This window comes from Pseudomonas gingeri (genome assembly GCF_013386115.1).
Taxonomy (GTDB): Bacteria; Pseudomonadota; Gammaproteobacteria; order Pseudomonadales; family Pseudomonadaceae; genus Aquipseudomonas; species Aquipseudomonas gingeri.
Window position 1 is genome coordinate 91,566 of the sequence record NZ_JACAOR010000006.1, and the last position, 25,910, is coordinate 117,475.

The window sequence follows — 25,910 nt, forward strand, 5'->3', positions numbered from 1 at the left end:
AGAACAAATCGTGTACCATTTTCAGATTTATCTGGAACAATCTGCACATTTCTTGAGAACATTGAAGCCTGCGGCGTGACCGGATAGAACTCATTGGTCGCAGAACGACGCATTTAGTCTGATTTTCACAACCGCAATCCATCATGTAGTATGCGCCAGCGCACACTACATAACGTTGGATGGATGTCTGCCCGAGTGTCTGTGAAACCACGGAAAGCCCCGCCGGCCAAGCTTGGCGAGGCTAGCCCAGCCGTCCGCAAGGGCATGTTCTGGTACTGTGTTCAGAGAAGCACGCAAGGCTTTAAACAGAAGAGCTGAATAGCTGAGCAGAGTGAGGCAAGCAATGACTGAACACGTTCAAGTCGGTGGCCTGCGGGTCGCCAAAGTCCTGTTCGACTTCGTGAACAACGAAGCCATTCCCGGTACCGGTCTGACCGCCGACCAGTTCTGGGCCGGTGCCGACAAGGTCATCCACGACCTGGCGCCGAAGAACCGAGCCCTACTCGCCAAACGCGATGATTTCCAGGCACGTATCGATGCCTGGCACCAGTCGAGAGCCGGCCAGGCTCACGATGCCGTGGCTTACAAAGCCTTCCTGCAAGACATTGGCTACCTGCTGCCAGAAGCGGCGGATTTCCAGGCCACTACCCAGAATGTCGACGACGAGATCGCCCGCACCGCCGGCCCGCAGTTGGTGGTCCCGGTGATGAACGCGCGTTTCGCCCTCAACGCCTCGAACGCCCGCTGGGGCTCGCTGTATGACGCCCTGTACGGCACCGACGCCATCAGCGAAGCCGGCGGCGCGGAAAAGGGCAAGGGCTACAACAAGGTCCGCGGCGACAAGGTCATCGCCTTCGCCCGCGCCTTTCTCGATGAAGCCGCACCGCTGGCAGCCGGCTCCCATGTCGACTCCATCGGCTACAAGATCGTCGACCGCAAGCTCGTGGTCGCCCTCAAGGGCGGCAGCAACAGCGGCCTGCGCAACGATGCCCAGCTGATCGGCTTCCATGGCGATGCCGCGGCACCCACCGCGATCCTGCTGAAGAACAACGGCCTGCACTTCGAAATCCAGATCGACGCCAGCAGCCCGGTCGGCCAGACCGACGCCGCCGGCGTGAAAGACCTGCTGATGGAAGCAGCCCTGACCACCATCATGGACTGCGAAGACTCGGTCGCCGCGGTCGATGCCGATGACAAGGTGGTGATCTACCGCAACTGGCTCGGCCTGATGAAGGGCGACCTGGCGGAAGAAGTCGCCAAGGGCGGCACCACCTTCACCCGGACCATGAACGCCGACCGCACCTACACCGCCCTCGACGGCAGCGAACTGAGCCTGCACGGTCGCTCGCTGTTGTTCGTGCGCAACGTCGGTCACCTGATGACCATCGACGCGATCCTGGACAAGGACGGCAACGAAGTGCCCGAAGGCATCCTCGACGGCCTGGTCACCAGCCTCGCGGCGATCCACAGCCTCAACGGCAACAACGTGCGCAAGAACAGCCGTACCGGCTCGGTCTACATCGTCAAGCCGAAGATGCACGGTCCGGAGGAAGCGGCGTTCACCAACGAACTGTTCGGCCGCATCGAAGACGTCCTGAACCTGCCGCGCAACACCCTGAAAGTCGGGATCATGGACGAAGAGCGGCGTACGACGGTCAACCTGAAGGCCTGCATCAAGGCCGCCAGCGAGCGCGTGGTGTTCATCAACACCGGCTTCCTCGACCGTACCGGCGACGAGATCCACACCTCCATGGAAGCCGGCGCGATGGTGCGCAAGGCCGCCATGAAGGCGGAAAAATGGATCGGCGCCTACGAGAACTGGAACGTCGATATCGGCCTGAGCACCGGCCTGCAGGGCCGCGCCCAGATCGGCAAGGGCATGTGGGCCATGCCCGACCTGATGGCGGCGATGCTCGAACAGAAAATCGCCCACCCGCTGGCCGGCGCCAACACCGCCTGGGTGCCGTCGCCGACCGCCGCCGCGCTGCACGCGCTGCATTATCACAAGGTCGACGTGTTCGCCCGCCAGGCCGAACTGGCCAAGCGTACCCGCGCCTCGGTGGACGATATCCTGACCATCCCGCTGGCGGGCAACACCGACTGGTCGGCCGAAGAGATCCGAAACGAACTGGACAACAACGCCCAGGGCATCCTCGGTTACGTGGTGCGCTGGATCGACCAGGGCGTCGGCTGTTCGAAAGTGCCGGACATCAACGACATCGGGCTGATGGAAGACCGCGCGACCCTGCGCATTTCCAGCCAGCACATCGCCAACTGGTTGCGCCATGGCATCGTCACCCGGGACCAGGTCATGGAAAGCCTCAAGCGCATGGCGCCGGTGGTTGACCGGCAGAACGCCGGCGACGCCCTGTACCGTCCGCTGGCTCCGGACTTCGACAGCAATATCGCCTTCCAGGCGGCGGTCGAACTGGTGATCGAAGGCACCCGGCAGCCAAACGGCTACACCGAGCCGGTGCTGCATCGTCGTCGCCGCGAGTTCAAGGCCCGCAACGGCCTGTAATCAGGCGACACAACGGAAAAAGCCCTGGTCGGCAACGACCAGGGCTTTTTTCATTACGCAGGCTTCAATACACCGCCATTCCCTGTAGGAGCTGGCTTGCCAGCGATAGCGGCGGTGTGGCTTGCATCGCCATCACCGGCCAGCCGGCACCCACAAGTTTCAGGCCTAGGCCACCAGCCCCAGTTCGCGCTTGACCAGTTTCAGCAGATGATCGGCATTGATCGGCTTGAGCAGGAAATCCACCACGCTCAAGTGCATGGCATCAATGGCATCGCGCACCTCGGCATTGCCGGAGACGATGATGATTGGCAGCGCCGCCCGCTCCGAAGCGCGGACCTTGCGGATCAGGTCCAGGCCATCGTCGGCCATGCGCAGGTCGGTGATCAGCAAGCCGATCGAGCGGTTCGCCTCCAGCAGCTCGAACGCCGCGCCACCACTGGCTGCGGTCATGCAGTGAATACCATCCAGGGCAAAAATCTCCGACAACAGCTCACGGGCGTCCTGGTCGTCATCGACGATCAGCACGCGTTGCGGTGGTAATTGCGGTGCCTGCATCACCTGGAGGAGTGCCTCACGCTCGGCATCGCTCAAAATATCGTGGTCGGACATACGGTTCTCTAGCTTCCCTTAGCTATCCAATCCCCTAGCATTGTGGTCAGACATCGCTAAACGGGTGCTCAATGTGCACTTCGTCGGAAAGTTTTCCAAGTGGGACTTCATTAAGAACTCGACTAGTTAACTGTAGGTTATTTCTCAAACCTAGACTTACGTCCAATGGGCACCCGCCAGCAAGCATCCGACCATGGGTAAAACAGTCCGATAACAACAACAGACAACAGCGATAGCGGTCATGAGCAAAGCGGATGCCTTCACCCAGGCAGGGAAGACCGCGGTGTTGCAAAACATCCACGGCACCATGCAGTTCCTGCAGCGATTCCCCCCTTTCAACCAGATGGAACACGCCCATCTGGCGTACCTGGTCGAGCAGTGCCAGCTGCGCTTCTACAGCCAGGGCGAGAGCATCATCAAGCCGGCCGACGGCCCGGTGGAACACTTCTATATCGTCAAGCAGGGCCGCATCGTCGGCGAACGCCCGCACACCGCCAGGGGCGGTACCGAGACCGTCTTCGAAATCGCCACCGGCGAATGCTTCCCGCTGGCCGCGCTGTTGGGCGAACGCGCCACCCGCACCGAACACCTGGCGGGCGAAGACACCTTCTGCCTGCAACTGAACAAACCGGCCTTCATCAAGCTGTTCTCGCTGTCCGACCGCTTTCGCAACTTCGCCCTGCGGTGTGTCAGCAGCCTGCTGGACCAGGTCAACCAGCAGGTCCAGCAGAAAGCCGTGGAAACCCTCGGCACGCAATATTCCCTGAACAGCCGCCTCGGTGAGCTGGCCATGCGTCATCCGGTCACCTGCAGCCCACACACGCCGCTGCGCGAGGCGGTGACCCTGATGCACGAGCAGCAGGTCGGCAGCATCGTGGTCGTCGACGAGCTCAAGGCCCCGGTGGGCATCTTTACCTTGCGCGACCTGCGCCAGGTGGTGGCCGACGGCGTCAATGACTTCAACCAGAGCATCGACCGGCACATGATCAAGGCGCCGTTCGCCCTGACCCCGGACCACAGCGCCTTCGACGCGGCCATCGCCATGACCGAACGGCATATCGCCCATGTCTGCCTGGTAAAGGACCAGCGGCTGTGTGGCGTGGTCTCCGAACGCGACCTGTTTTCCCTGCAACGGGTCGACCTGGTGCACCTGGCGCGCACCATCCGCACCGCCGCCCGGGTGGAAAACCTGGTGGCGATACGCGGCGAGATCGGCCAGTTGGTGGAACGCATGCTGGCCCACGGCGCGTCCTCGACCCAGATCACCCATATCATCACCCTGCTCAACGATCACACGGTGTGCCGGGTGATCGAACTGACCCTGGCCGACCGCGGTGATCCGGGCGTGCCCTTCAGCTGGCTGTGTTTCGGCAGCGAAGGCCGTCGCGAGCAGACCCTGCACACCGACCAGGACAACGGCATCCTCTTCGAAGCCCGCGACGCGGCCCATGCCGCCGAGATCCGCGGCAAGCTGCTGCCGCTGGCCCAGCAGATCAACCAGAGCCTGGCCCTGTGCGGCTTCACCCTGTGCAAGGGCAATATCATGGCCGGCAATCCCGAGCTGTGCCTGTCCCGCGCCGAATGGGCCCGGCGCTTCGCCGCCTTCATTCGCGAGGCGACGCCGGAAAACCTGCTGGGTTCGAGCATCTATTTCGACCTGCGGGTGGTCTGGGGCGACGAACAGGCCTGCCAACAACTGCGCCAGGGGATTCTCGCCCAGGTCGCCGACAACCGCCTGTTCCAGCGCATGATGGCCGAAAATGCCCTGCGCAACCGTCCGCCGGTGGGGCGTTTCCGCGAGTTCGTGCTGAGCCGCAAGGGCAGCGACAAGGCGACCCTCGACCTCAAGGTCCAGGGCCTGACACCCTTTGTCGACGGTGCCCGCCTGCTGGCGCTGGCCAACGGCATCGAGGCCAACAACACCCTGGCCCGCCTGCAACAGCTGGTCGCCCGGGAAGTGATCGAGCCCCTCGACGGCGCCGCCTATGAAGAGGCCTATCACTTTATCCAGCAGACCCGCATGCAGCAGCACCAGTTGCAGACCCGGGACAACCTGCCGTACTCCAACCGGGTCGACCCGGAAAGCCTCAATCACCTGGACCGGCGCATCCTGCGTGAGTCCCTGCGCCAGGCCCAGCGCCTGCAAAGCAGCCTGGCCCTGCGGTATCAACTATGAGGCTGTTTTCCTGGTTGAAGTCCAGCACACCGCAGCTCACGCCGGCGCAACTGGAACGCCTGCGGCAATTGCCGGGCGCGGCCCCCCTGGGCGAATGTTCGCTGCGTGAACAGCGCTGGATCGTCGTCGACCTGGAAACCACCGGGCTCAATCTCAACCGCGACCTGGTGATCTCGATCGGCGCGGTGGTGATCGAGGATGGCGCCATCGACCTGGGGCAATCCTTCGAGCGCACGCTTTTGCGTACCGAGCAGAGCGTCAGCCCCAGCGTGCTGATCCATGGCCTGGGGCCGAGCGCCCTGGCAGCGGGCAGCGATCCGGCCGAAGCCTTGCTGGACTTCATGGATTTTGTCGGCGACAGCCCGCTGCTGGCCTTCCACGCCCCGTTCGACCAGCACATGCTGTCCCGCGCCCTGAAGGACAGCCTGGGCTATCGCCTGCAACACCCGTTCCTCGATGTCGCCGATATCGCGCCGCTGCTGTGCCCACAGGCCACTCTGCGCGAAGCCGGGCTGGATGACTGGATCGGCCACTTCAACCTGCACGTCGAAGAACGCCACCACGCCAGCGCCGATGCCCTGGCCACCGCCGAGCTGGCGCTGATCCTGTTCAGCCGGGCCCGGCAGCAGCAGATCCACAGCCCGCTGAACCTGCAGCAGCGGCTGAACCAGTGGAAACGACGCCAGCACAGCCACTCGTTCTAGCCAACATCACTTGATCGTTCCCACGCTCCGCGTGGGCATGCAGCCCGTGACGCTCCGCGTCACTTGCAGAGCGGACGCGGAGCGTCCAGTGAGGCATTCCCACGCAGAGCGTGGGAACGATCATCGGAGCCCTCATGCAAGCTGCTTTCACACAAACTCCATACCGCGTAATGGCTTCCCGACCAGCAACCATTGCGCCTTTTCCTACGCCCTGACACAATCGCGAATAATTCTCGTTAGTTTAAACTTCCTATCGGTAACGTCCGTGTCGTCAGCCCGAAGCCCGCACAATGAGCTTGTTGGAGCCTTGTATCGCGACCATCGCGGCTGGCTGCTGTCGTGGCTGCGACGCAACATCGCCTGCCCGCAGCGGGCCGAGGACCTGAGCCAGGACACCTTCGTCCGCCTGCTGGGACGGGACGAACTGAAGACGCCCCGTGAACCCCGGGCCTTCCTCGCGGCCATCGCCAAGGGCCTGCTGTTCGACTATTTCCGCCGCGCCGCGCTGGAACAGGCCTACCTCAACGAACTGATGCTGATCCCGGAAGGCGAACAACCGTCCCTGGAAGAACAGCAACTGATCCTCGAAGACCTCAAGGCCATCGACCGCCTGCTCGGCAGACTGTCGAGCAAGGCCCGCGCGGCGTTTCTCTACAACCGCCTGGAGGGCCTGAGCCACGCCGAGATCGCCGGCAAGCTCGGCGTCTCGGTGCCCCGTGTGCGCCAGTACCTGGCCCAGGGCATTCGCCAGTGCTACATCGCCCTGTATGGCGAGCCGACATGAATCAGTTCAGTTCCAAACCGGTTTCCGCCCGCGTCCTCGACGCAGCCATTGCCTGGCAGCTGTGCCTGGACACCGGCGGGCGCGGCTCCGTGGAACAGGCCGAGTTCGAGAAATGGCACGCCGCCCATGAAGAGCACGCCAGGGCCTGGAGCCAGCTGGGCATGCTCGACCAGCGCTTCAGCGGCACCAGCGCGCCGGCCCGCAGTGCCCTGCTGAAATCCCGCGACGGTGTCCGCCAGCGCGTGCGCAAGCTCGGCAGCGGCCTCGCCAGTGTGATGCTGGCCTGCGGCCTGGCGCTGTTCCTCGGCAATCGCTATCTGCCCATCGATTACTGGCTGGCCGACCAGCGCACGGCCACCGGCGAGCAGCGCACCCTGCACCTGGCCGACGGTACCGTTATCCAGCTCAACACCCACAGCGCCCTGGATGTGCGTTTCGACGAGACGACCCGACGCATCGTGCTGAGGGACGGCGAGATCCTGATCGAGACCGGCCATAACGATGCCCGGCCGTTTATCGTCGAAACCGAGGATGGCCGCATGCGCGCGCTGGGGACGCGGTTCCTGGTCAAGCGCGAGGAAGACGGCACGCGGCTGAGTGTCCTGCAGTCGGCGGTTGCCGCCCGTCCGTACGCGGTCACCGACGAACAGATCCTGCATGAAGGCCAGCAGGTGCTGATGCACCGCGATGGCCTCGGCCCGCTGCTGGCCCTCAACCCCGGCGCCGATGCCTGGACCCGCGGCATGCTGGTGGTGGACAACGTTCGGCTGGCGGACATGCTCGAAGAACTGGGCCGCTACCGACGCGGCCACCTGGGCGTCGACCCGAAAGTCGCCGACCTGCGGATCACCGGCAGCTTCCCGCTGCACGACACCAACCTGGCGCTGACCGCCCTGCTGCCGACCTTGCCGGTGCAGATCGAGCGGCATACCCAGTGGTGGGTAACGGTGCAAGCCAAGGCCATCAGCAAACCCTGAATAACAACGCCGATCGCTCCCACGCTCGGCGGTTGATCGTTCCCACGCTCTGCGTGGGAATGCCTCTCTGGACGCTCTGCGTCCGCTGTGTAACGCAGAGCGCACGGCTGCCTACCCACGCAGCCTGTGGGAACGATCCAGATATCAAGGACGAACACAGACCTGTGGCTCACTCGCCACAGGAGCCCACTTGATATTTTGTAAGCAGAAAATTCGTGAATCTAAATTATTTTCAATCAGCTCTATCACTTTTCGGATTTCGTTCGGCACATAGGCATTGAGAAACATTTCCATTCAGGAACCCATGCCATGTCCCGTTCGCTCGATACCCTGCTCCGCCCCAGTCTCCTGGCCGTCGCCATCGTCCTCGGCACTCCCCTGCTCAGCCCGACGCTGGTCGCCGCCGAACAGACTGCCAGCGTGCGCGCCTACAACCTGCCGGCCGGCCCACTGGGCGTGACGCTGAGCCAGATCGCCAGTCAGGCGGGACTGACCCTGAGCCTCGATCCGGCGCTGGCGTCAGGCAAGACCTCGGCGCCGGTCAAGGGCCAGCTCGATGCGATCACCGCACTGCACACCGCCCTCGGCGGCACCGGCCTGCAACTGGTGCAGAGCAGCGCCGGGACCTACACCCTGATCGCTGTTCCGAGCGGCGTCATGGCCCTGCCGGAAACCAATATCACTGGCGAGGGCAGCGCTGAAAGCGCCTGGGGTCCGGTCGAAGGCTACACCGCGACCCGCACTGCCGCCGGGACCAAGACGGACACCGCGATCGTCGAGGCACCCCGCTCGATCTCGGTCATTACCCGTGAACAGATGGAAGATCGCGGCGTACAGAATCTCGACGATGCCCTGCGCTACACCCCGGGCGTGATCGCCAGCAGCTACGGCAGCGACTCACGCGCAGACTGGCTGCGAATCCGCGGCTTCGAACCGACCCAGTTCCTCGATGGCCTGCCGCTGCCCAAGGGTTCCTATGCCAACCCCAAGGCTGAAACCTGGGATCTGGAACGCATTGCCGTCCTGCGCGGCCCGGCCTCCTCGGTCTATGGTCAAACCCCGCCAGGCGGCATGCTGGACATGGTCAGCCGACGCCCCGAGGCCGAGACCAGCCACGAAGTACGCGCCGAAGTGGGCAGCAACAATCGCAAGCAGATCAGCTTCGACAGCACCGGCAAGATCGATGACGAAGGCCGGTTCCTCTACCGCATCGACGGCGTGATCCGTGACGGCGGCACGCCCATCGACCATATCGACGACAAGCGCTACAACATCGCCCCCAGCCTGACCTGGAATATCGACGACGATACCCACCTGACCTTCCTGTCGCAGTACACCCGCGACGATACCGGCATCAGCGGTCAGTTCCTGCCGCTGCAGGGCACCAAGCTGCCTTCGGCGGCCGGGGATATTTCTCATCACAAGAACCTGGGCGACCCGGACTCGGACTACTACGACCGTACCTACTACGCCCTGGGCTACAGCTTCGATCATCGGTTCAACGATGTCTGGCAGTTCAAGCAGAACCTGCGCTACACCAAAAGCGAACTGGCCTTCCGCCAGGCCTATGCATCCTTTGGCAATGTCGTCGCCCCGGATGGCACCCTTACCCGCCTCGTCGACAAGGTCAACGAAGACATCAGCCAGTTCGCGCTGGACAACAACTTCCAGGCCGACTTCCAGACCGGAGCCCTCAGCCACACCGTGCTGCTGGGCCTCGATCATCAGCGCAGCGACACCAGCTACCACTGGCAGGAAGGCAGCGCGCCCAGCAGCAACGTGATCCACCCGATCTTCGGGCAGGACTTCTCCAACATCGCCTACAACACCTTCTATAACTACAACCAGAAGACCAACCAGACCGGCCTGTATGCCCAGGACCAGATCTCCCTGGACAAGTGGCGCCTGACCCTCGGCGGGCGTGAGGACTGGATTCATACCGGCACCACCTTCTTCAACCAGAACGATGCCACCAGCACACGTCGCGACAAGGCCTTCAGCGGCAACGCCGGGCTGAGCTACGTCTTCGACTCCGGGATCACCCCGTATATTTCCTATACCGAGTCGTTCCAGCCGTCCCAGGGTGCCAACGCCAGCGCGACCCAATCCTTCAAGCCGACCGAAGGCCATCAGTACGAACTGGGCGTGAAGTACCAGCCGCCGGGTAGCAAGACCCTGCTCACCGCCGCCGTGTTCGACCTGCGCCAGGAAAACGTCTCGGTCAGCGACCGTGGCATCACCAGCCAGATCGGCGAAACCAAGGTCCGTGGCCTGGAGCTCGAAGCCACCTCCAACGTGACCGAGAACCTCAAGCTGATCGCGGCCTACACCTACACAGACTCGGAAATCCTCAAGGGCGACGACAAGGGCAACCGCCTGCAACTGGTGCCACGCAACCAGGCCTCCGTCTGGAGTGACTACACCTGGCGCACCGGCTTCCTCGACGGTTTCGGCGTCGGCGGCGGCGTGCGTTATGTCGGTGACACCTACGGCAACACCGCGAACACTGCCAACGGCCACGTAGGCTCCTACGCGGTCTACGACGCGGCCGTGCACTACGACTTGGGTCGCCTGAGCAGTTCATTGGCCGGTGCTTCGGTGGAAGTCAACGCGAAGAACCTGTTCAACAAGGACTACCTTTCCACCTGTGATGGCACCTGGTGTTACTACGGTGACGAGCGCAACGTGGTCGCCAGCGTGAACTACAAGTGGTAACAGCACCCGCCTTGATCACGCGGACCACCTGAACCACCGCGGACCTGTAGGAGCCGGCTTGCTGGCGATGAGGCCCTTGAGCCTTGCAGCGCCCATTCGGACGCCATCGCCGGCAAGCCGGCTCCCACAGGCCTTGTGACGTTTCCCGCCTCCCACTTGCTTAGCCGGGCAACCTTGAGGCAAGCCGCATTCCCATAGCGCGCCCTCATCCAGACTGTGGTCAACCATGAAAAGCAAAACCATCCGCCGCTGGTCCTTTATCCACACCTGGACCAGCCTGATCTGCACCCTGTTCCTGCTGATGCTGGCGCTGACCGGCCTGCCGTTGATCTTCCACCATGAGATCGACCACCTGCTGGGCGATGCCGCCGAGCTCAGGCAGATGCCCGCCGACACCCCGGCGCTGGACCTGCAGCAACTGGTCCGCGCCGCCGAGGCCCATCGTCCGGGCGAGGTCATGCAGTACTTCGGCTGGGACGAGGAAGACCCCAATGGCGTGATCGCGATCATGGCGAAAACCGCCGGCACCGAGCCCAACTCGTCCCATACCTTCATGCTCGACGCCCGCACCGGAGAAGCCCTGGAACTGCCCTCGGCCAACGGCGGGCTGATGATGGTCATGCTGCGCCTGCACGTGGACATGTTCGCCGGGCTGCCCGGCAAGCTGCTGCTGGCCTTCATGGGTGTGCTGTTCGTGCTGGCGATCATCTCCGGCGTGGTGCTCTACCTGCCGTTCATGCGTCGCCTGAAGTTCGCCACGGTCCGCCAGGACAAATCCACCCGCCTGCGCTGGCTCGACCTGCACAACCTGATCGGCGTCGTCATCCTGACCTGGTGCCTGGTGGTTGGCATCACCGGCGTGATCAGCGCCTGCGCCGACCTGATCATCGCCGCCTGGCGCAACGACAGCCTCGGCGCCATGGTCGAACCCTACCGCAACGCCCCACCGCTGACCGACCGCGCGCCCGCCACGCATCTGCTGGAGATCGCCGCCCAGGCTGCCCCCGGCATGCGCCCGGACTTTATCGCCTTCCCCGGCACGCGCTTCTCCAGCGAGCACCACTACGCGGTGTTCATGAAGGGCAGCACGCACCTGACCTCCCACCTGCTGACCCCGGTGCTGATCGATGCCAGCACCCTGCAGGTCACCGCAGTGGCCGAACGGCCCTGGTACATGGACGCCATGGGCATGTCGCAACCGCTGCACTTCGGCGACTACGGTGGCATGCCGATGAAAATCCTCTGGGCCGTCCTCGATGTGCTGACCATCATCGTGCTCGGCAGTGGCGTGTACCTGTGGTGGGTCCGGCGCCGGACCACGGCGGGCGTCGCGGCGGAGGTCGTGGGATGAAGCCGAGGCAATCGAACTTCTGGAAGGTCTTCGGCCTGCCGACCGTGATCGCCCTGCTCACCGCCGCCGGGCTGTTCGCCGCCTTGCTCGGTGACGGTGCCTGGGATGCGCTGAGCTGGCTGGGGCTGGGGATACCGGCACTGATCGCGGTGCAGGCGTTGCTCAGACGCGCTTCGCGAAAATAAGCGAAGTCATACGATGACGGCCTGCGTCGTGTCTTTCGCGGGCAAGCCCGCTCCCACCTAAGACAGGGCCAGTCCGCCCCGAGCGCTCGTCGGTAAAAAGCCGTTACGGGCGCTTTTTTATTGCGCTCGCGATTGACATCCCCGCCAGACACTCCTTATAAAGGCCAAAGTCATACGACGACATACAACGAAACAAATTTACTCCAATAAAAATAATTCAAAGAGTGTCCACGCCAATGATCCGAGCCGCCGCTTTCTCCGCAGGCCTTCCCCGATTGCGCTCCCTGCGCTTGCACACGGTCGGTACGCCGCCCTTGTGATGTCTTTCCCACCCCGCCAGGCGCTCGCGCGCGGGGTGCCATGCACCACCCCATTCCAAAAATAACAATGGTGAAGTGATGAAAGTCAAAGGCATCCGCTGGTGGATGATCGCCCTGGTCACCTGTGGCCTGATGGTCAACTACCTGGCTCGCAATACCCTGTCGGTGGCGGCACCGACGCTGATGAACGAGATGAACATCTCCACCGAGCAGTACTCGCATATCGTCGTCGCCTGGCAGATCGGCTACGCCCTGATGCAACCGATTGCCGGTTATATCGTCGACGCCATCGGCACCAAGCTGGGCTTTGCGATCTTCGCCATCGCCTGGTCCCTGGCCTGCGCGGCGGCGGCCCTGGCCACCGGCTGGCAGGGGCTGGCGTTCATGCGCGGCCTGCTCGGCGTCACCGAGGCCGCCGGCATGCCGTCGGCGGTCAAGACCTCCACCGAATGGTTCCCGGCCAAGGAACGCTCCGTCGCCATCGGCTGGTTCAATATCGGCTCGTCCTTTGGCGCGCTGCTCGCCCCGCCACTGGTGGTCTGGGCCATCCTGCACAGCGGCTGGCAACTGGCGTTCATCAGCGTCGGCGTCCTGGGCATCGCCTGGAGCGCGGCCTGGTTGCTGCTGTACAAGCATCCCCGTGACCAGAAGCGCCTGAGCGACGCCGAACGCGACTACATCCTCAGCGGTCAGGAAGACCACTTCAAGGACACCACGACGAAAAGAGGCAACTGGAAAAAGGTCGTCGCCAGCCGCAACTTCTTCGCCATCGCCAGCGCGCGTTTTCTCTCCGAGCCGGCCTGGCAGACCTTCAACGCCTGGATCCCGCTGTACCTGATGACCGAGCGGCACATGAACATCAAGGAAATCGCGATGTTCGCCTGGCTGCCGTTCCTCGCCGCCGACCTGGGGTGCATCGTCGGCGGCTACCTGAGCCCGTTCTTCCACAAGCACCTGAAGGTCAGCCTTTTCACCTCGCGCAAAATGGTGATGTTCCTCGGCTGCAGTTGCATGATCGGCCCCGCCTGCATCGGCCTGGTGGACAGCCCCTACGTCGCCATCGCCCTGCTCTGCGTCGGCGGCTTTGCCCACCAGACCCTGTCCGGCGCGCTGTATGCGATCACCTCCGACTCCTTCGGCAAGAACGAGGTGGCCACCGCCACCGGTGTCAGCGGCATGTTCGGCTTCTTCGGCGCGGCCCTGTTCACCATGGTGCTGGGCATCATGGTGACCAAGGTCGGCTACAGCCCGCTGTTCGTGACCCTGGCCATCCTCGATATCGTCGCCGCTTTCCTGGTGTGGAACGTGGCCCGGCCGCTCAAGTCGAGCCCGGTCGAACCGTCGCCGGCCGGCAGTCCTGCCCTGGCCTGAACCGGGGCGGAAACAGGCTGGCGATCCGTTTCGCCAGCTGCGCCCCGCAGCGCTGATCCTCGCGCAGCCCCAGCGACCTACTCATGGGCCACCCCGCTCTCGGCGGGCAGCGCCCCGGCCGCCCTGGCCTGGCCGATGCCGTACCAGTCGAGCTTGCGGGTCAGTACCATGAACACCCCGAGCAGGCCGAACAGCAGCAGCGAGCCCATCAGCAACGCATAGTCTTCGGCACTCAGCAGCCCAAATAGCAGGCCATACAAAGCGGCCAGGGCGGCGGCAAAGCCCAGGCCATGGCTCAGACTGCGCAACACATGGCAGACATAGAAACCGATCAGGCCGACACAGGCAGCGGCTGACAACAGGTAGGCCAGGCCGAACCCCAGGTGTTCCGACAGCGACAGCAACAGCAGGTAGAAGAACGCCAGCGCCGCGCCGACCAGGGCGTACTGGATCGGGTGCACCGCCAGGCGCTTGAGCACTTCGAACAGAAAGAAGCCGGCGAAGGTCAGGGCAATGAACAGCAGGGCATATTTGATCGCCCGGTCGGACTTGAGGTACTGGTCCACCGGCTCGATAAAGCTCACCCCGAAACTGCGCGCCTTGAACGCCTCGCAATTGGTCGTCTCCAGGCACTGGTTCAACGCTTCATGCAGGTTGGTGGAGAAGAACGACGTCTGCCAGTTGGCGCTGAACCCCTGATCGGTGATTTCCCGCTGGGCAGGCAGGTAGTTGCCGATAAAACTCGGATGCGGCCAATCGGCGCTCAGGTGCACGCTGCTGGTCTTGCCCACCGGCATCACCTGCAATTGACCGGTGCCCTGCAAGGCCAGGTCGAAGGCAAAATCCAGGCGTTTTTCTTCGCGACCGTCGACACGCGGCAAGGTCACGTGGACGCCATCCCCCAGCCAGCTCACCTGGGTCCCTGGCAGGAACTCCAGTTGCTGATTGCCCAGTTGCAGGGTCAGCGCGTTCTCGATGCCACGGATATCGCTGATGCCCACCGCCAGGTACGGCTCGTCGAAGCGGTAATCGGCGAAGTCCTCGCTGATGCCCAACTGCGCCGGCAACGCGAAGGTGCCGCTGATGTGGTTGCTGGCGTGAAACAGCCGCGCTTCATAGATACCCCGCGCACGCAGCTCGGTCTGCACCTTGCCATCGAGCTCGAAACGCTCCGGCAGGAAGTACAGGCGCCCGCTGGTTTCGCTGGTCTGCTGGAAACGCTCACCCTTGTCATTGGTCTTCCACTCACGCACCGTCTGGCGATACGGCACGACCATCACCGGGCCGCTCACCAGCTGGCTGTAGCTGGAACTGCGGGCGATGTCCTCGAGGACGCCGTCACGCAGGCCCTGTCGCTCATCGATCATCCCGTCGATCATCATCAGGGGAATCAGCAACAACAGCATCAGTAGGGCAATCGCCCCGAATTTTATCGCCAGACTACGGTTCATGGGGTCTCTCTCCCTGTTGGAATGGGAGAGAGTCTGTGCTGCCCGTGTGGAGCCTTGATGGGCGAAATATGGAGACTGTGTGGAGACTGCGTGGAGAGTCAGGGCAGACGCAACGTCACCTCGACGCCGCCAGGGACATTGCCGATCAGCAGCTCGCCGCCATGCAGCTTCACCACTTCCTCGACAAAGTTCAGTCCCAGCCCGGTACTCTTGCGCCCGCTGCCCGGACGCGGCAGCGAATAGAAACGCTCGCTCAGGCGCGGCAAGGCGTAGTCGGGAATCGCCTCGGCCTGATTGAACAGGGTGAAGCACGTCTGCCGCCCCTGCTGTTCGGCGGTGAAGCGGATCAGCCCGCCCTCCGGGGTGAAATCGAGGGCATTGTCCAGCAGGTTGCCGATGGCCTGGCGCAGCAGAAAACGTTCACCGAACACCTGGATGCCCGCCGCGATCGTCTGTTCGATCCGCAGCCCGGCCCGTTCGATACGCGCCCCCTGGGCCTGCACGACTTCGTCCACGAGGGCCGCCAGCGGCACCTCGACCTGTTCTTCGAGCACCTGGCGCTGCTCCACCAGGGCCAGGTTCAGCAGCCGCTCGATCAGTTGCTGCATGCGTGCGCTTTCGCTCTCGATATTGCTGACGAAGCGCTGTTGCTGCGTCGCCGGCATGTCGCCCTGCAACAACTCCGCCGCGCCGCGAATCGCCGCCAGCGGGCTTTTCAACTCATGGGTCAGGGTATGCACATAACGCTCGACATAGGCCTTGCCTTCCAGTTGCGTGCGCATATGTTCCACGGCATTGGCCAACTGCTCCATCTCCCCGCCGCGATAATGCGGCAGCTCGGCCCGGCGGCCTTCACTCACCGCCTGGGCGTAGGCGGTCAAACGGCGCAATGCCGCGCTCAGCCACCAGGACAGCAACGCACCGAACAACAGGCCCAGGGCGATCAGCCCCGCGCCCCACCACAGCAGGCGGCGCTCGGTGCGGTCGACATAGGGCTGCAACGAACTGTTGGGCTTGGCTACCGTGACCACGCCGATGATCTGGCCGTTATCGGTAATCGGCGCGCCGACATGCATCACCGAGGAGTTCGGATCGTTCGCCTCGGAGCGGGTCGAGCGGGCGCCGTATTCGCCACGCAAGGTCAGGTAGACGTCGTTCCAGCGCGAGTAGTCCTGGCCCACCGCCAGCTCGGCGGAATCGAGCAGGACAATGCCCTTGGCGTCGGTCACGTAGATCCGGTGATTGACCTGGTTCTTCGCCAGGCCCCAGATCTTCGCCCCCGGCTTGCGCTGACCGTAGGCCTTGAGCACTTGTGGTAGGCGACTCTGGCCGAGTGTGCCGGCCTTGACGTCGTCGTGGAGGATTTCCGCCAGCAGGTTGGCGGTGTCCACCAGGGTTTCCTCCGTGGACTGGCGCACGCCGGGACGGATTTCCTTCATCACCGTGCTCAGCACGAAATAGCCGGTGAGACCGACGAACAGGAAATACATCAGGAAGATCCGGATCCCCAGCGGCATCAGCTGTTCCCCGGACTGTAGCTGTAGCCCAGGCCACGGTGGGTCTGGATCGGCTCAGCCTCGGCGGCCACCGCCCGCAGCTTGGCCCGCAGGCTCTTGATATGGCTATCGATGCTGCGTTCATAACCGGCATCCGCCGGCACCCCGACGGCATCGAGCAACTGCTCGCGGCTGAAGACCCGCTCGGGCTGCTCCAGCAGGCAGGCCAGCAGGCGGAATTCATGGCGGGTCAGGTTCAGGGCCTGGGCGCGATAACTGATCTGCACCCGTTCGTGATCGACCAGGAAACGCTCGCCGGGCAACACCGGCGACGCCTGGGGCACCACGCGCTTGAGAATCGCCCGGACCCGCGCCGCCACTTCCCGTGGGCTGAAGGGCTTGACCACATAGTCGTCGGCGCCGATCTCCAGGCCCACCACGCGGTCGATCTCGCCGTCACGGGCACTGAGGAACATCACCGACACTTCGGTAAAGCGCCGCAGTTGCTTGCACACCTCGAAGCCGCTGATATCCGGCAGGCCGATATCGAGAATCAGCAGGTCGGCCGGCGTGGCGCGCTGATGTTCGACCGCGGCGCCGCCCAGGTTCAGCCAGGTGGTGGTGAACCCTTCGCCCTGCAAGGCATACACAAGGGTATCGGCAATCGCCGCTTCGTCTTCGACAATCAGGATATGGGGCATGGCGTCCGAGCACTGGCATCAATGGCGCAACGGTGCCGGACGCGTGTCGCCCCGTCAATCAGCAGTCGGGTTTGTCGGCGGTATAACGCCGCGCCGGATTCACCGCCGCACCGAACTCGCGCAGGGCCTTGGCACCGATCAGCAGCGGGTAGTTGAAGCTGCTGCGGTTGGTCAGGTTGACCTCCACCGTGCGCTTGACGTTGCCCAGGCACATTTCCAGGTCCACCACCGGGCGCTTGCTCGGGTCGGCGACCTCGCTGTCCTCGTCTTCCTCGGTACGGGTCTTGATCTTGCTGATGCGCGAAACCTTGTGCTCATAGACCTTGTTGTCGGCATCGGCGGTGCCCAGGCGGAAGCGCACCCAGTCCTCGCCGTCGCGCTTGAACAGCTCGATATCCTTGGCCGACAGCGAGGCGGTCAGGGCACCGGTGTCCATCTTGGCCTTGAAGGTCTGGCCGATTTCCGGCAACTGGATGTATTCGTAGCGCCCGTACAGGGTCGGCTCGGCGGCCAGGGCGGGCAGGGCCAGTAGGGGCAACAGGGCAAGAAGAGCTTTCACTGGGGCGGTACCTTTGAGTGGACGCACATGGGTCGGCATTTTAGACCGCGCCGACCGCGTTGGTTCATGAACAAATCAGAAACAACCCGTCACCTTGTAGGAGCTGGCTTGCTAGCGATGACGTCCGCAAGGGCGCCGCAGGGTTGGAGGGCCTCATCGCAGGCAAGCCAGCTCCCACAGGGGATGTGTCCGCCACTGGATTTGGCGTCCGGCCGCGCCACCTTTATCATGGCGCGCCCTCACGTTTTTAAAGAGTTCCCGTATGCGCCGCCTGCTCACCGGCAGCTTCGTCACATTGCTGCTATTGCTCAACACGCTGGTGCTGTTCGGCCCGCTGATGGTCTTTGCCCTGCTCAAGCTGGTACTGCCCGGCCGTTTTCGCGACTACGCCAGTTGGGCGGTGATGTGGATCGCCGAGACCTGGGCCGAGATCGACAAGCTGATCTTCGCCCTGTGCATTCCCACCCGCTGGGATATCCGCGGTGCCGAAGGCCTGCGTGGCGATACCTCGTACCTGGTGGTCAGCAACCATCAGTCCTGGGTCGATATCCCGGCGCTGATCCAGACGCTCAACCGGCACACGCCCTTCTTCAAGTTCTTCCTCAAGAAGGAACTGATCTGGGTGCCCTTCCTCGGCCTGGCCTGGTGGGCCCTGGACTACCCGTTCATGAAGCGCTACTCCAAGGCCTTCCTCGACAAGCACCCGGAACTCAAGGGCCAGGACCTGGAAATCACCAAGGCCGCCTGCGAGCTGTTCAAGCGCCAGCCGGTCACCGTGGTCAACTACCTGGAAGGCACCCGGTTCAGCGAGGCCAAGCGCCAGCAACAGGCCTCGCCCTTTACCCACCTGCTCAAGCCCAAGGCCGGCGGCGTGGCCTTCGTCCTCGCGGCCATGGGCGAGCAGCTGGACGCGATCCTCGATGTCACCGTGGTCTATCCGCAAGCGCGTATTCCGGGCTTCTGGGACCTGATCAGCGGCAACGTGCCCAAGGTCATCATCGACTTCCAGACCCACGCCATGGACCCGTCGCTGTGGCAAGGCGACTACGAGAACGACCCGGCATTTCGCGAGCATATCCAGAACTGGGTCAACCAGCTCTGGAGCGAGAAAGACCGCCGTATCGCCGCCCTGCGCAACGAGCGCGGCTGAACCTCAGTCGAGGATCACATGGGGCAGGAAACGGCTGGTGTCCTTGGTGATCAGTGAGTTGTCCTCGCGGATGCCGATGCCGGCCGGCTGATCGCCGATCACCCAACTGCCCAGCACCGTGTGACTGCCGGCAAACAACGGCAGCGGCTGGAACTGCTGGAGGAGAAACGGCCCTCGTTCATAAGGCCCCGGCTGGCTGACCCGTTCACCGTCAGGCGTATGGATCTCGACATTGGCGCCCTCCCGGGAAAAGAACGGCTTGCGTACCCAGCCCGCCCCCAGTCGCGCGGTGGGGTCCGGGTCGATAAAGGTCGGCAGCAGGTTCGGGTGGCCCTGGTTCATTTCCCAGAGCAGCGCCATGGCCCCCTTGTTCGACAGGATCGCCTTCCACGGCGGCTCGACGAACAGCGTCCGGCTGTGTTCGATGGCCGGTCCGAACGCTTCGCTGAACAGGTTTTCCCAGGGGTAGAGCTTGAACAGGGTAGCGATCGGCGAGCCCAGCTCATCGACAAAACGCCCGGCCTGATCCAGCCCGATGTCCTCGATATCGATCAGCCGTGTACCGAGTCCGGCCTGGCGGGCGATATCGCGCAGGTACTCGACCGTGCCGCGATCCTCCAGCGAGCACCTGATCGACGAAAAGTGGAACGGCGACTGGAAGCCACCCTCGACAAAGGCCTGCAGCAACTTGTCCTCGATGCTGTTGAACTGATCGGCCCGGGCCGGCAGTTGCCCGCGCTTCATCTGTTCTTCCAGCCAGACGTACTGGAAAAAGCTCGCCTCGTACAACGAGGTCGGCGTGTCGTAATTGGTTTCCAGCAGTCTCGCCGGGCCCTGGCCGTCGTAGCACAGGTCCATCCGCCCATAGAGATGGGGGTGGCCCTGGCGCCAGGAGTCGCGGATCAGGTCGCGATAGGCCTCGGGAATCGCCAGCCGGTCGAGCAGTTGCTCGCTGTCCACCACCTGTTCGACCAGGGCCATGCACAGTTCATGCAGTTGCCGCGTCGGCTCTTCCAGCTCGTCCTCGATCTGGCGCAGGCTGAACCGGTAGTACGCCGACTCATCCCAATAGGGCTCGCCGTCGAAGGTGTGAAAATGAAAGCCCAGGCGTTCGGCGGTGGCCCGCCAGTCCGGACGTGGCGCTATCTGGATGCGCTGCATCAGGAACCCCAGCTGCCATGGGACGAGCCGAAACCGCCGCGGCTGACCGCCCGTGGCGCCGAGCCGTCATAGAAGCCGGTGATGAAATGCGCCGGGCTCGCCACCCGGAAACGCGCATTACGCGACTGGGCGAAGGTCTTGCCGGCCTTGACCTGCTGGTCGAGGCTGCTCAGGCGGTAACCACCACGCCCGTCGCGCTCCTGGTACAGCGGCTCGCTGAAGTAGCGCGGCGCATAGGGGTCGGTGCCCAGGCCGATCCAGCGCCAGACCCGGCTGGCCCAGCCATTGGAATGGCTGGCCGTTGCCGAACCGCCGCTCGAACCCCCATAGCCGCCACCACTGCTGCCCCCCGACGACCAATAGCTCGAAGTCGCGGCTTGCTCGTCCTGTTTCTGCGCCGGCACCGGTTGCTCCGGCGGCACCGTCACCGCGCGCAAGGTGGTCAGGGCGAACCCGGCCATCAACGGATTGAACTGCGCACGCTGCGGATCGGCGACACAACTGTCGAGGGAAAAATCAATGGCACAGGCCGTCTGGTCGCCATAGACCGGCGCGATCTCCCGATGCTGCTCCAGGGCCGTCGCCGCCGCATCGGCACAGACATCCGCCGCGATACCGGCGGCCACACAGGCCTGCTCGTTGGCATACCGAGCGGTCTCGCTGACGTCGCGCGTCAGGACCTGCTCGCCATCGCAGGCCACCAGCACAAAGGGCACGCTGCCCAGCAATACCAGGCCCACACGTTGACTGCGTTTCATCGCGGGCGCCCTCAGACCGAAGGCGTCATGCAGGCCGCATTGAGCAGGCCGACGCTGATGGAGATGGCCGCCGCCAGGATCGCCGCCGCCGACTCGCCGTTGCCGATGCGTGTCGACAGGCCGCGGATCACCCAGGCGACCAGGGCGAACGCCGCCAATTGCGCCACCAGCGCGATCAACGCCCAGACCAGGAAATCCACCAGTGAGACCGAATGGGCAATGGCGCTGGCGGCGGGAATCGCAAAACCGACCAGGGCACCGCCCAGGGCGATTGCCGCGGCCACGTTGCCCTCGCGGATCAACGTCCATTCCTTGTGGGGTGTCAGACGGGTATAGAGACAGGCATACAGCCCAAAGACCAGCAGCGCCACCAGCAGATACAGGACAAATCCCATGACCGCATCCAGGTGCAACGACATTTTCACTGCATCGACCAACATGCTTGCGCCACTCTCTCCATGAACAGGCGGCGACAAATAGCACACTGCACGACAGAACTGAACAGACCTTCGCCGCCACAGACAAAAACGCACCGGGCCTTTTCAGGTTCCCGGTGCGTTTTTCAGTCGCGCTGGCACTGCCGGCCTGCCGGAGCCCTCAGCTGCCGGCGCCCCAGATCCCGCTCAGGCTCTGCAACAGCGGCCCGCCCACACCCTGGTCGCCCAGGTACTTGAGAATGATCGGGGCGAACTGGCCGACCATATTGCTGTTCATGCCCAGGGCGCCAAAGGCATTGTTCAGGTCACCGGTATCCTTCACGTTGCCCAGGGCACTGCCGACGTCGGCAGTGCTGCCCGACTTGCCGCCCAGCAACCCACCGAGCCCGGCCAGCGCGCCGCCACCGGACAATTGATCCAGCCCCGGCACGCTCTGGCTCAGTTGCGAATAATCGTTGCCGCTGAGTTTGTTCTTCGCCAGCCCGAGCATCGCGCCGGTCCCGCCGATGGCCTGCTCCGGCGTGACATGGAGCTGCGAACCGAGGGAACTGAGCAACCCATTGGCCGGTGCCGCGGCATTCTTGTCGCCGCCCTGCATGGACGACACCGCATTGGCCGCATCGCTCAGGCTGAAAGCCGCAAACACCGGCGTGACGGCGAACGCCATGAGCGAAGCCAATACAACACCGCGTGAAATCTTCATCGCTACCACCTCTTGAGTCATCGAAAACCCCTTCGCACAGGGGCCTGGCACTGCTCGTTGGAGTCGGAAAACCCCGGCTTGTTCCCCAGGGGCCGCGCACCACCGCAATTGCATCCGATTCAGGCTCGCCTGCGTATATCAGGCACGGATGGCCAATGGCCGGAACCCTGGACGCCCCTTCTGCGAGCCGCATGAATGAATGGAATAACCCCGTGCCGTGGACTAACCTCAGCCAGCAAGGTGCACCGCGCGCGGTCCATTCAACGTAGTGTGATTGTCTGGAGAATGCCCATTTCCACCGCCGACGCCGATCAACTCAGGCAGCTGCTGGCCCAGTGCTCACTGGGTAACCGCCGCGCATTCGAGACGCTTTATCGCAACGTCGCCCCGCGTCTCCACGGCATAGCCCTGCGCTGCATGGGCCGCCCCGACCTGGCCGAAGAAGTGCTGCAGGAAAGCTTCGTGCGGATCTGGAACAGCGCCTCGCGCTACGACGCCAATCTGTCGGCACCGATGACCTGGATGGTGAATATCACCCGCAACCTGGCCATCGACCAGTTGCGCAAGAAGCGCGAGGAACGCCTGGGCGAGTTCCGGGAACAGGAACTGCCCGACGACGCCCCCAGCGCCCACGACCAGTTGACCAGCAGCCGCGACGCCTCGGCACTCAACCGCTGCCTGGACAGCCTCGAAGGCATGCAGCGCCAGTCGATCACCATCGCCTACTTCCACGGCCTGTCGTACGCGGAACTGGCCGAACAACTGGCCGCACCGCTGGGCTCGGTCAAATCCTGGATCCGCAGGGGCATGGAGCGCCTGCGCCGGTGCCTTGAATCATGAACTACCAGAACCCCCGCCTGCGCCGCGCCCTGGCGGCCGACTACGCGATCGGGCTGATGTCCGCCGCTGGTCGTCGTCGCTTCGAAAGCCTGATGCGTGACGACGCGCGGCTGCGCGCGCAAGTCGCCGAATGGCAGGAAACCCTGGCCACGCTGACCGAATCCGTGCCGCCGCAACCGGTGCCGGACCGGGTCTGGCAAGCCATCGTCGCGCGCATCGACCCGCAGCAGTTGCACATACCGGCCAGGCGACCGTTCTGGAACTGGCTGCGCGCCACGGCGGCGATCGGTTCACTGGTGGTGGTCGTGGCCCTGGGCGTGCTCTACCGGCATGACCCGATCAGCGCCAGCGCGACCCTGCTCAGCGGCACGCAACAGCCGGCACTGCGGATCGAGGCCCATGCCGGCTACCTGCAAGTCGAGCCATTGACCCTGGCCGCGGTGGACGCCAACCGCAGCCTGGAACTCTGGGCGATTCCACTGGATGGCAAGCCAGTGTCCCTCGGCCTGGTGCCCCGGGAAGGCAAGGGTCGTCTTGAATTGAGCGAGGCCCACAAGACCCTGCTCGGCACCTCGGTGGTGCTGGCGGTCAGCCTGGAACCACAAGGCGGCTCGCCGACCGGACAACCCAGCGGGCCGGTACTCTACTCGGGGCCGCTGGCGGCGCTGTGATCTTCGATGCTCGCTGCGCGGATCACCCGACAGCCGATTGAGGAACGGTTACTCAGAAAGAAACGCCTGCTTCAGGTCGCCTGATCAATCGGCCCTTGGCTGCCAGCAGCAATTGCAAACGATGTGCGGCTTCAGGTGCCTGCAAGGCCTCCAAGCGAGCATTCCAGCGCTGGACAGTGCTCAATCGATCATGGACGCGATAGATCTGTGCTTCGGTTTGCTGAGTCTTGACGCTCACCATTCCCCTCCTTCCCCGCCACGTTGGCGTATCCCACTCATTTTAGGTATGGGAAGCCACTCAAGCTACCCCGTATGAGAACGATCAAATCCCCCGCCTTGCTTCCGCGCAAGCCCGAGGCTTATAGTCCGCCGGTCGCCCTGATTGGCGATACGGGTTTGGCGACTCGTTTATAGACCATGCGAAAGCCCTGCGCTTGTTTGCAGGTGCCTTCGTACCCGCAAAGTCGCTCCATGGCGGCTGTGCGCGGGAGACCTTCGGGTCTGCCGGCTTGGTCTATTCCGGTTCGCCAACCTGCGTACAGCTGCCACCCGCTTCGTTTGGCGACGAATCGGGCGGTTTCAAACCCAATAGACTGAGACTTTGCCCATGAACAAGTACACCCCGCTCACCGCCATCGACTGCCTGATCCCCAGCCTGTTGATCGACGCCCAGAGTCCGACCGACGTCCTCCACGCCAACGCCACCGCGCGGATCCAGGCGGCCACCCGGATGCTCGAATCCCTGGCCCGCCTCGAACTGCATAACGCCAATGACATCGACTTGCAGCAGATCCTCCAGGCCCCCGCGATCCTGCTGCGCGACGGCTGCGACCTGATGGATGTACTGGGCTGGCGACTACGGGCCTGACCGCCCTGTGGGAGCCGGCTTGCTGGCGATGACAGCCGACCGAACACTGCAAGACCCAAGGGGCTTATCGCTGTCGGAGTAGCACGGCCCGTCCTCTTTGATCGTTCCCACGTCAAGGCGACGAATCGTCGGCACGGGAACGATCACGGCCCATCAAACACCCCTGCCCTTGCCCGCGCAGTTGCCGTAAAGTGCCAGTCCCTTCAGGAGAATGTACACATGGACGTAAAGATCGGCGCAGCAGCCCTGGTCACTATCCTGGCGGGCCTGGCCATCGCCTTCGGTGTGAGCGAATGCCAGCGCGGCCCGCTCAATCCGCCAGTGGCCGCCGACACCAGCGACGAGCAAAAAGCCTGGCTGACCCTCGAACACCGGATCAAACGTACCGACCCGGCCTTTACCGAGGTCACGCGCTACGGGGAAACGCTGAATATTGTCTACCAGCCGGCCAAGGCGGCCGAGGGTGACGAGGCATGGCCGCCGCGCCTGCTGCGTGTGGTTGGCCAGGCAATCGCGGCCGTGAATGGCGCACCGGGCGGCAAGCAGTACACGCAGGTGACGATCAATGCGCAGATCATCGCCCCCAATGACGTGGAACTGACCTACGCGATGGTCGATTTCGACGCCCTCAAGACCCAGCCAGGCGGCTACACCACCTTTGCCAGCAGCCCCCGCGTGCTCAGGTTCAGCAGCGCGAGCCTGGCCGAGGCACGCGACTATTGCCGTGGCCCGAGCGCCCAGGGCTTCTATCCCGAGTTCTGCCAGCGGGTCGACAGCGCCAAGGCCAGGCAGCTCTTGCAGTAGGCGTCGGCACGGGTTGATCGGATAACTATGTATTACCCGCCCCTGGTGCGTATCGATGAGGATGCCTGTGCAGGACAACATCACTCAATCAATACCCAGAGGCTTGCATATGGATATGTTAACAAGCGCAATCATCGAGGCCGGCATCGACACCTTGTCTGCCCTCACGGACGTCGACCCCACTGCCTGCATAGAGCACCAGCCCCTCGAAAACGGCTTCAGGAAATTTGTCTTCTTCCTGAAGAAACGCCCGGACGAAGACGACCTGGAAGTCAGGATCAACGCCCGGATCAGCCTGTTTCACGATTGCAACCAGCGCTCGATCGAAAAGACCGACCTTGAGAAAACCGCGGCCGGTTACTACCGGATCGACCAACCCGTGTACACAAAAACAAGGATGGGCTGCAAGCTGCGAACCTATACCGAGACCGATACCCTGTACGGCGACGGCTATACCCTGCCCTATGACAGCAGCACCCCCATCGTCATCCATGCCTTCGCCGGTTTCGACCCGAGGGAGGACGTGTATGTCGGGTACGACGTCATCCACAAGTCCATGCAACCGCGCGAATTGCACGTATCGGCTGCACGCTCGTGA

General features: G+C 63.5%; 25 protein-coding genes. 15 read left to right on the forward strand and 10 right to left on the reverse strand.

From position 1 onward, the window contains the following. Window positions 1–343: 343 nt before the first annotated feature. On the forward strand, window positions 344–2,521 hold the full coding sequence (locus tag HX881_RS12180; protein WP_177084684.1) for a malate synthase G: 2,178 nt from the start codon (window positions 344–346) through the stop codon (window positions 2,519–2,521). A 165-nt stretch (window positions 2,522–2,686) separates the two neighbouring features. Here HX881_RS12180 and HX881_RS12185 read toward each other — a convergent pair whose 3' ends face one another. Next, window positions 2,687–3,130: a response regulator gene (locus HX881_RS12185; protein ID WP_017128743.1), complete on the reverse strand. Its 444-nt coding sequence runs from the start codon at window positions 3,128–3,130 to the stop codon at window positions 2,687–2,689. A gap of 241 nt (window positions 3,131–3,371) precedes the next feature. Between HX881_RS12185 and HX881_RS12190 the strand changes: the two genes are divergently transcribed. The 8 genes from HX881_RS12190 to HX881_RS12225 all read left to right on the forward strand — a co-directional run bounded on the left by HX881_RS12190 (window position 3,372) and on the right by HX881_RS12225 (window position 13,713). Further along, window positions 3,372–5,306, forward strand: coding sequence for a putative nucleotidyltransferase substrate binding domain-containing protein (locus HX881_RS12190; RefSeq protein ID WP_017128744.1), 1,935 nt, complete (start codon window positions 3,372–3,374; stop codon window positions 5,304–5,306). Next, the gene (locus HX881_RS12195; protein ID WP_017128745.1) at window positions 5,303–6,010 is read left to right on the forward strand and encodes a 3'-5' exonuclease; all 708 of its coding nucleotides are present in this window, start codon (window positions 5,303–5,305) and stop codon (window positions 6,008–6,010) included. Before HX881_RS12190 ends, HX881_RS12195 begins: the two co-directional genes overlap by 4 nt. A gap of 265 nt (window positions 6,011–6,275) precedes the next feature. Further along, a complete protein-coding gene (locus HX881_RS12200) occupies window positions 6,276–6,794 on the forward strand; it encodes an RNA polymerase sigma factor (protein WP_177084686.1) in 519 nt (172 codons plus the stop codon). Continuing rightward, window positions 6,791–7,771: a FecR family protein gene (locus tag HX881_RS12205; protein ID WP_017128747.1), complete on the forward strand. Its 981-nt coding sequence runs from the start codon at window positions 6,791–6,793 to the stop codon at window positions 7,769–7,771. The genes HX881_RS12200 and HX881_RS12205 overlap by 4 nt, the downstream gene beginning before the upstream one ends. Before the next feature lie 816 nt (window positions 7,772–8,587). Further along, entirely contained in the window at window positions 8,588–10,486 is a 1,899-nt protein-coding gene (locus HX881_RS12210; RefSeq protein WP_425503505.1) for a TonB-dependent siderophore receptor, read from the forward strand. A 226-nt stretch (window positions 10,487–10,712) separates the two neighbouring features. After that, window positions 10,713–11,837, forward strand: coding sequence for a PepSY-associated TM helix domain-containing protein (locus HX881_RS12215; RefSeq protein ID WP_177084690.1), 1,125 nt, complete (start codon window positions 10,713–10,715; stop codon window positions 11,835–11,837). Next, window positions 11,834–12,022: a hypothetical protein gene (locus HX881_RS12220; protein WP_017128750.1), complete on the forward strand. Its 189-nt coding sequence runs from the start codon at window positions 11,834–11,836 to the stop codon at window positions 12,020–12,022. Before HX881_RS12215 ends, HX881_RS12220 begins: the two co-directional genes overlap by 4 nt. 398 nt (window positions 12,023–12,420) lie before the next feature. Further along, window positions 12,421–13,713 (forward strand): MFS transporter, encoded by a 1,293-nt coding sequence (locus HX881_RS12225; RefSeq protein ID WP_177084692.1) that lies wholly within the window; start codon window positions 12,421–12,423, stop codon window positions 13,711–13,713. A 77-nt stretch (window positions 13,714–13,790) separates the two neighbouring features. On the opposite strand, the gene creD is transcribed toward HX881_RS12225, so the two are convergent. The 4 genes from creD to rloA2 form a co-directional block, all read right to left on the reverse strand. After that, complete coding sequence (gene creD, locus HX881_RS12230; RefSeq protein ID WP_017128752.1) at window positions 13,791–15,164, reverse strand: cell envelope integrity protein CreD; 1,374 nt, start codon at window positions 15,162–15,164, stop codon at window positions 13,791–13,793. A gap of 98 nt (window positions 15,165–15,262) precedes the next feature. Further along, the gene (creC, locus tag HX881_RS12235) at window positions 15,263–16,681 is read right to left on the reverse strand and encodes a two-component system sensor histidine kinase CreC (protein WP_017128753.1); all 1,419 of its coding nucleotides are present in this window, start codon (window positions 16,679–16,681) and stop codon (window positions 15,263–15,265) included. Beyond that, window positions 16,681–17,361 carry a two-component system response regulator CreB gene (gene creB / locus HX881_RS12240; protein ID WP_177084694.1) on the reverse strand — a complete coding sequence of 227 codons (681 nt, stop codon included), beginning with the start codon at window positions 17,359–17,361 and terminating at the stop codon, window positions 16,681–16,683. The genes creC and creB overlap by 1 nt, the downstream gene beginning before the upstream one ends. 58 nt (window positions 17,362–17,419) lie before the next feature. After that, window positions 17,420–17,920 (reverse strand): retropepsin-like aspartic peptidase RloA2, encoded by a 501-nt coding sequence (gene rloA2 / locus HX881_RS12245; protein WP_042936670.1) that lies wholly within the window; start codon window positions 17,918–17,920, stop codon window positions 17,420–17,422. Between the two features lie 262 nt (window positions 17,921–18,182). On the opposite strand from rloA2, the gene HX881_RS12250 reads away from it, so the two are divergent. Continuing rightward, complete coding sequence (locus HX881_RS12250; RefSeq protein WP_177084696.1) at window positions 18,183–19,070, forward strand: acyltransferase; 888 nt, start codon at window positions 18,183–18,185, stop codon at window positions 19,068–19,070. A 3-nt stretch (window positions 19,071–19,073) separates the two neighbouring features. Here the strand turns inward: HX881_RS12250 and HX881_RS12255 are convergent, their stop codons facing one another. From HX881_RS12255 to HX881_RS12270, 4 genes are all read right to left on the reverse strand, one after another. Then, window positions 19,074–20,231 carry a glutathionylspermidine synthase family protein gene (locus HX881_RS12255; RefSeq protein ID WP_177084698.1) on the reverse strand — a complete coding sequence of 386 codons (1,158 nt, stop codon included), beginning with the start codon at window positions 20,229–20,231 and terminating at the stop codon, window positions 19,074–19,076. Next, window positions 20,231–20,989: a DUF1190 domain-containing protein gene (locus HX881_RS12260; protein ID WP_103032536.1), complete on the reverse strand. Its 759-nt coding sequence runs from the start codon at window positions 20,987–20,989 to the stop codon at window positions 20,231–20,233. The genes HX881_RS12255 and HX881_RS12260 overlap by 1 nt, the downstream gene beginning before the upstream one ends. Before the next feature lie 11 nt (window positions 20,990–21,000). Then, on the reverse strand, window positions 21,001–21,426 hold the full coding sequence (locus HX881_RS12265; protein WP_177084774.1) for a DUF350 domain-containing protein: 426 nt from the start codon (window positions 21,424–21,426) through the stop codon (window positions 21,001–21,003). A 160-nt stretch (window positions 21,427–21,586) separates the two neighbouring features. Beyond that, the gene (locus HX881_RS12270) at window positions 21,587–22,129 is read right to left on the reverse strand and encodes a DUF2780 domain-containing protein (RefSeq protein ID WP_017128760.1); all 543 of its coding nucleotides are present in this window, start codon (window positions 22,127–22,129) and stop codon (window positions 21,587–21,589) included. Window positions 22,130–22,324: 195 nt separating this feature from the next. On the opposite strand from HX881_RS12270, the gene HX881_RS12275 reads away from it, so the two are divergent. Both HX881_RS12275 and HX881_RS12280 read left to right on the forward strand, forming a co-directional pair. After that, window positions 22,325–22,969 (forward strand): sigma-70 family RNA polymerase sigma factor, encoded by a 645-nt coding sequence (locus HX881_RS12275; RefSeq protein ID WP_177084700.1) that lies wholly within the window; start codon window positions 22,325–22,327, stop codon window positions 22,967–22,969. Continuing rightward, window positions 22,966–23,640, forward strand: coding sequence for an anti-sigma factor (locus HX881_RS12280; protein ID WP_177084701.1), 675 nt, complete (start codon window positions 22,966–22,968; stop codon window positions 23,638–23,640). The genes HX881_RS12275 and HX881_RS12280 overlap by 4 nt, the downstream gene beginning before the upstream one ends. A 52-nt stretch (window positions 23,641–23,692) precedes the next feature. Here HX881_RS12280 and HX881_RS12285 read toward each other — a convergent pair whose 3' ends face one another. After that, window positions 23,693–23,878, reverse strand: coding sequence for a hypothetical protein (locus tag HX881_RS12285; RefSeq protein WP_177084703.1), 186 nt, complete (start codon window positions 23,876–23,878; stop codon window positions 23,693–23,695). 369 nt (window positions 23,879–24,247) lie between these two features. Between HX881_RS12285 and HX881_RS12290 the strand changes: the two genes are divergently transcribed. From HX881_RS12290 to HX881_RS12300, 3 genes are all read left to right on the forward strand, one after another. After that, the gene (locus tag HX881_RS12290; protein ID WP_017128765.1) at window positions 24,248–24,508 is read left to right on the forward strand and encodes a hypothetical protein; all 261 of its coding nucleotides are present in this window, start codon (window positions 24,248–24,250) and stop codon (window positions 24,506–24,508) included. A gap of 219 nt (window positions 24,509–24,727) precedes the next feature. Then, a complete protein-coding gene (locus HX881_RS12295) occupies window positions 24,728–25,312 on the forward strand; it encodes a hypothetical protein (protein WP_177084705.1) in 585 nt (194 codons plus the stop codon). A 109-nt stretch (window positions 25,313–25,421) separates the two neighbouring features. Further along, window positions 25,422–25,910, forward strand: coding sequence for an ecotin family protein (locus tag HX881_RS12300; protein WP_177084707.1), 489 nt, complete (start codon window positions 25,422–25,424; stop codon window positions 25,908–25,910).

Bases quoted from the DNA above. Each gene is read 5' to 3' on its own strand.
- HX881_RS12225 (WP_177084692.1), top strand. From the start codon at position 12,421: ATGAAAGTCAAAGGCATCCGCTGGTGGATGATCGCCCTGGTCACCTGT.
- HX881_RS12260 (WP_103032536.1), bottom strand. From the start codon at position 20,989: ATGAAACGCAGTCAACGTGTGGGCCTGGTATTGCTGGGCAGCGTGCCC.
- HX881_RS12195 (WP_017128745.1), top strand. From the start codon at position 5,303: ATGAGGCTGTTTTCCTGGTTGAAGTCCAGCACACCGCAGCTCACGCCG.
- HX881_RS12205 (WP_017128747.1), top strand. From the start codon at position 6,791: ATGAATCAGTTCAGTTCCAAACCGGTTTCCGCCCGCGTCCTCGACGCA.
- HX881_RS12180 (WP_177084684.1), top strand. From the start codon at position 344: ATGACTGAACACGTTCAAGTCGGTGGCCTGCGGGTCGCCAAAGTCCTG.
- HX881_RS12290 (WP_017128765.1), top strand. From the start codon at position 24,248: ATGAACAAGTACACCCCGCTCACCGCCATCGACTGCCTGATCCCCAGC.
- creD (WP_017128752.1), bottom strand. From the start codon at position 15,164: ATGAACCGTAGTCTGGCGATAAAATTCGGGGCGATTGCCCTACTGATG.
- HX881_RS12300 (WP_177084707.1), top strand. From the start codon at position 25,422: ATGGATATGTTAACAAGCGCAATCATCGAGGCCGGCATCGACACCTTG.
- HX881_RS12255 (WP_177084698.1), bottom strand. From the start codon at position 20,231: ATGCAGCGCATCCAGATAGCGCCACGTCCGGACTGGCGGGCCACCGCC.
- HX881_RS12185 (WP_017128743.1), bottom strand. From the start codon at position 3,130: ATGTCCGACCACGATATTTTGAGCGATGCCGAGCGTGAGGCACTCCTC.
- HX881_RS12250 (WP_177084696.1), top strand. From the start codon at position 18,183: ATGCGCCGCCTGCTCACCGGCAGCTTCGTCACATTGCTGCTATTGCTC.
- HX881_RS12190 (WP_017128744.1), top strand. From the start codon at position 3,372: ATGAGCAAAGCGGATGCCTTCACCCAGGCAGGGAAGACCGCGGTGTTG.
- HX881_RS12275 (WP_177084700.1), top strand. From the start codon at position 22,325: ATGAATGGAATAACCCCGTGCCGTGGACTAACCTCAGCCAGCAAGGTG.
- HX881_RS12215 (WP_177084690.1), top strand. From the start codon at position 10,713: ATGAAAAGCAAAACCATCCGCCGCTGGTCCTTTATCCACACCTGGACC.
- HX881_RS12295 (WP_177084705.1), top strand. From the start codon at position 24,728: ATGGACGTAAAGATCGGCGCAGCAGCCCTGGTCACTATCCTGGCGGGC.
- creB (WP_177084694.1), bottom strand. From the start codon at position 17,361: ATGCCCCATATCCTGATTGTCGAAGACGAAGCGGCGATTGCCGATACC.
- creC (WP_017128753.1), bottom strand. From the start codon at position 16,681: ATGCCGCTGGGGATCCGGATCTTCCTGATGTATTTCCTGTTCGTCGGT.
- HX881_RS12270 (WP_017128760.1), bottom strand. From the start codon at position 22,129: ATGAAGATTTCACGCGGTGTTGTATTGGCTTCGCTCATGGCGTTCGCC.
- HX881_RS12280 (WP_177084701.1), top strand. From the start codon at position 22,966: ATGAACTACCAGAACCCCCGCCTGCGCCGCGCCCTGGCGGCCGACTAC.
- HX881_RS12220 (WP_017128750.1), top strand. From the start codon at position 11,834: ATGAAGCCGAGGCAATCGAACTTCTGGAAGGTCTTCGGCCTGCCGACC.
- HX881_RS12210 (WP_425503505.1), top strand. From the start codon at position 8,588: ATGGAAGATCGCGGCGTACAGAATCTCGACGATGCCCTGCGCTACACC.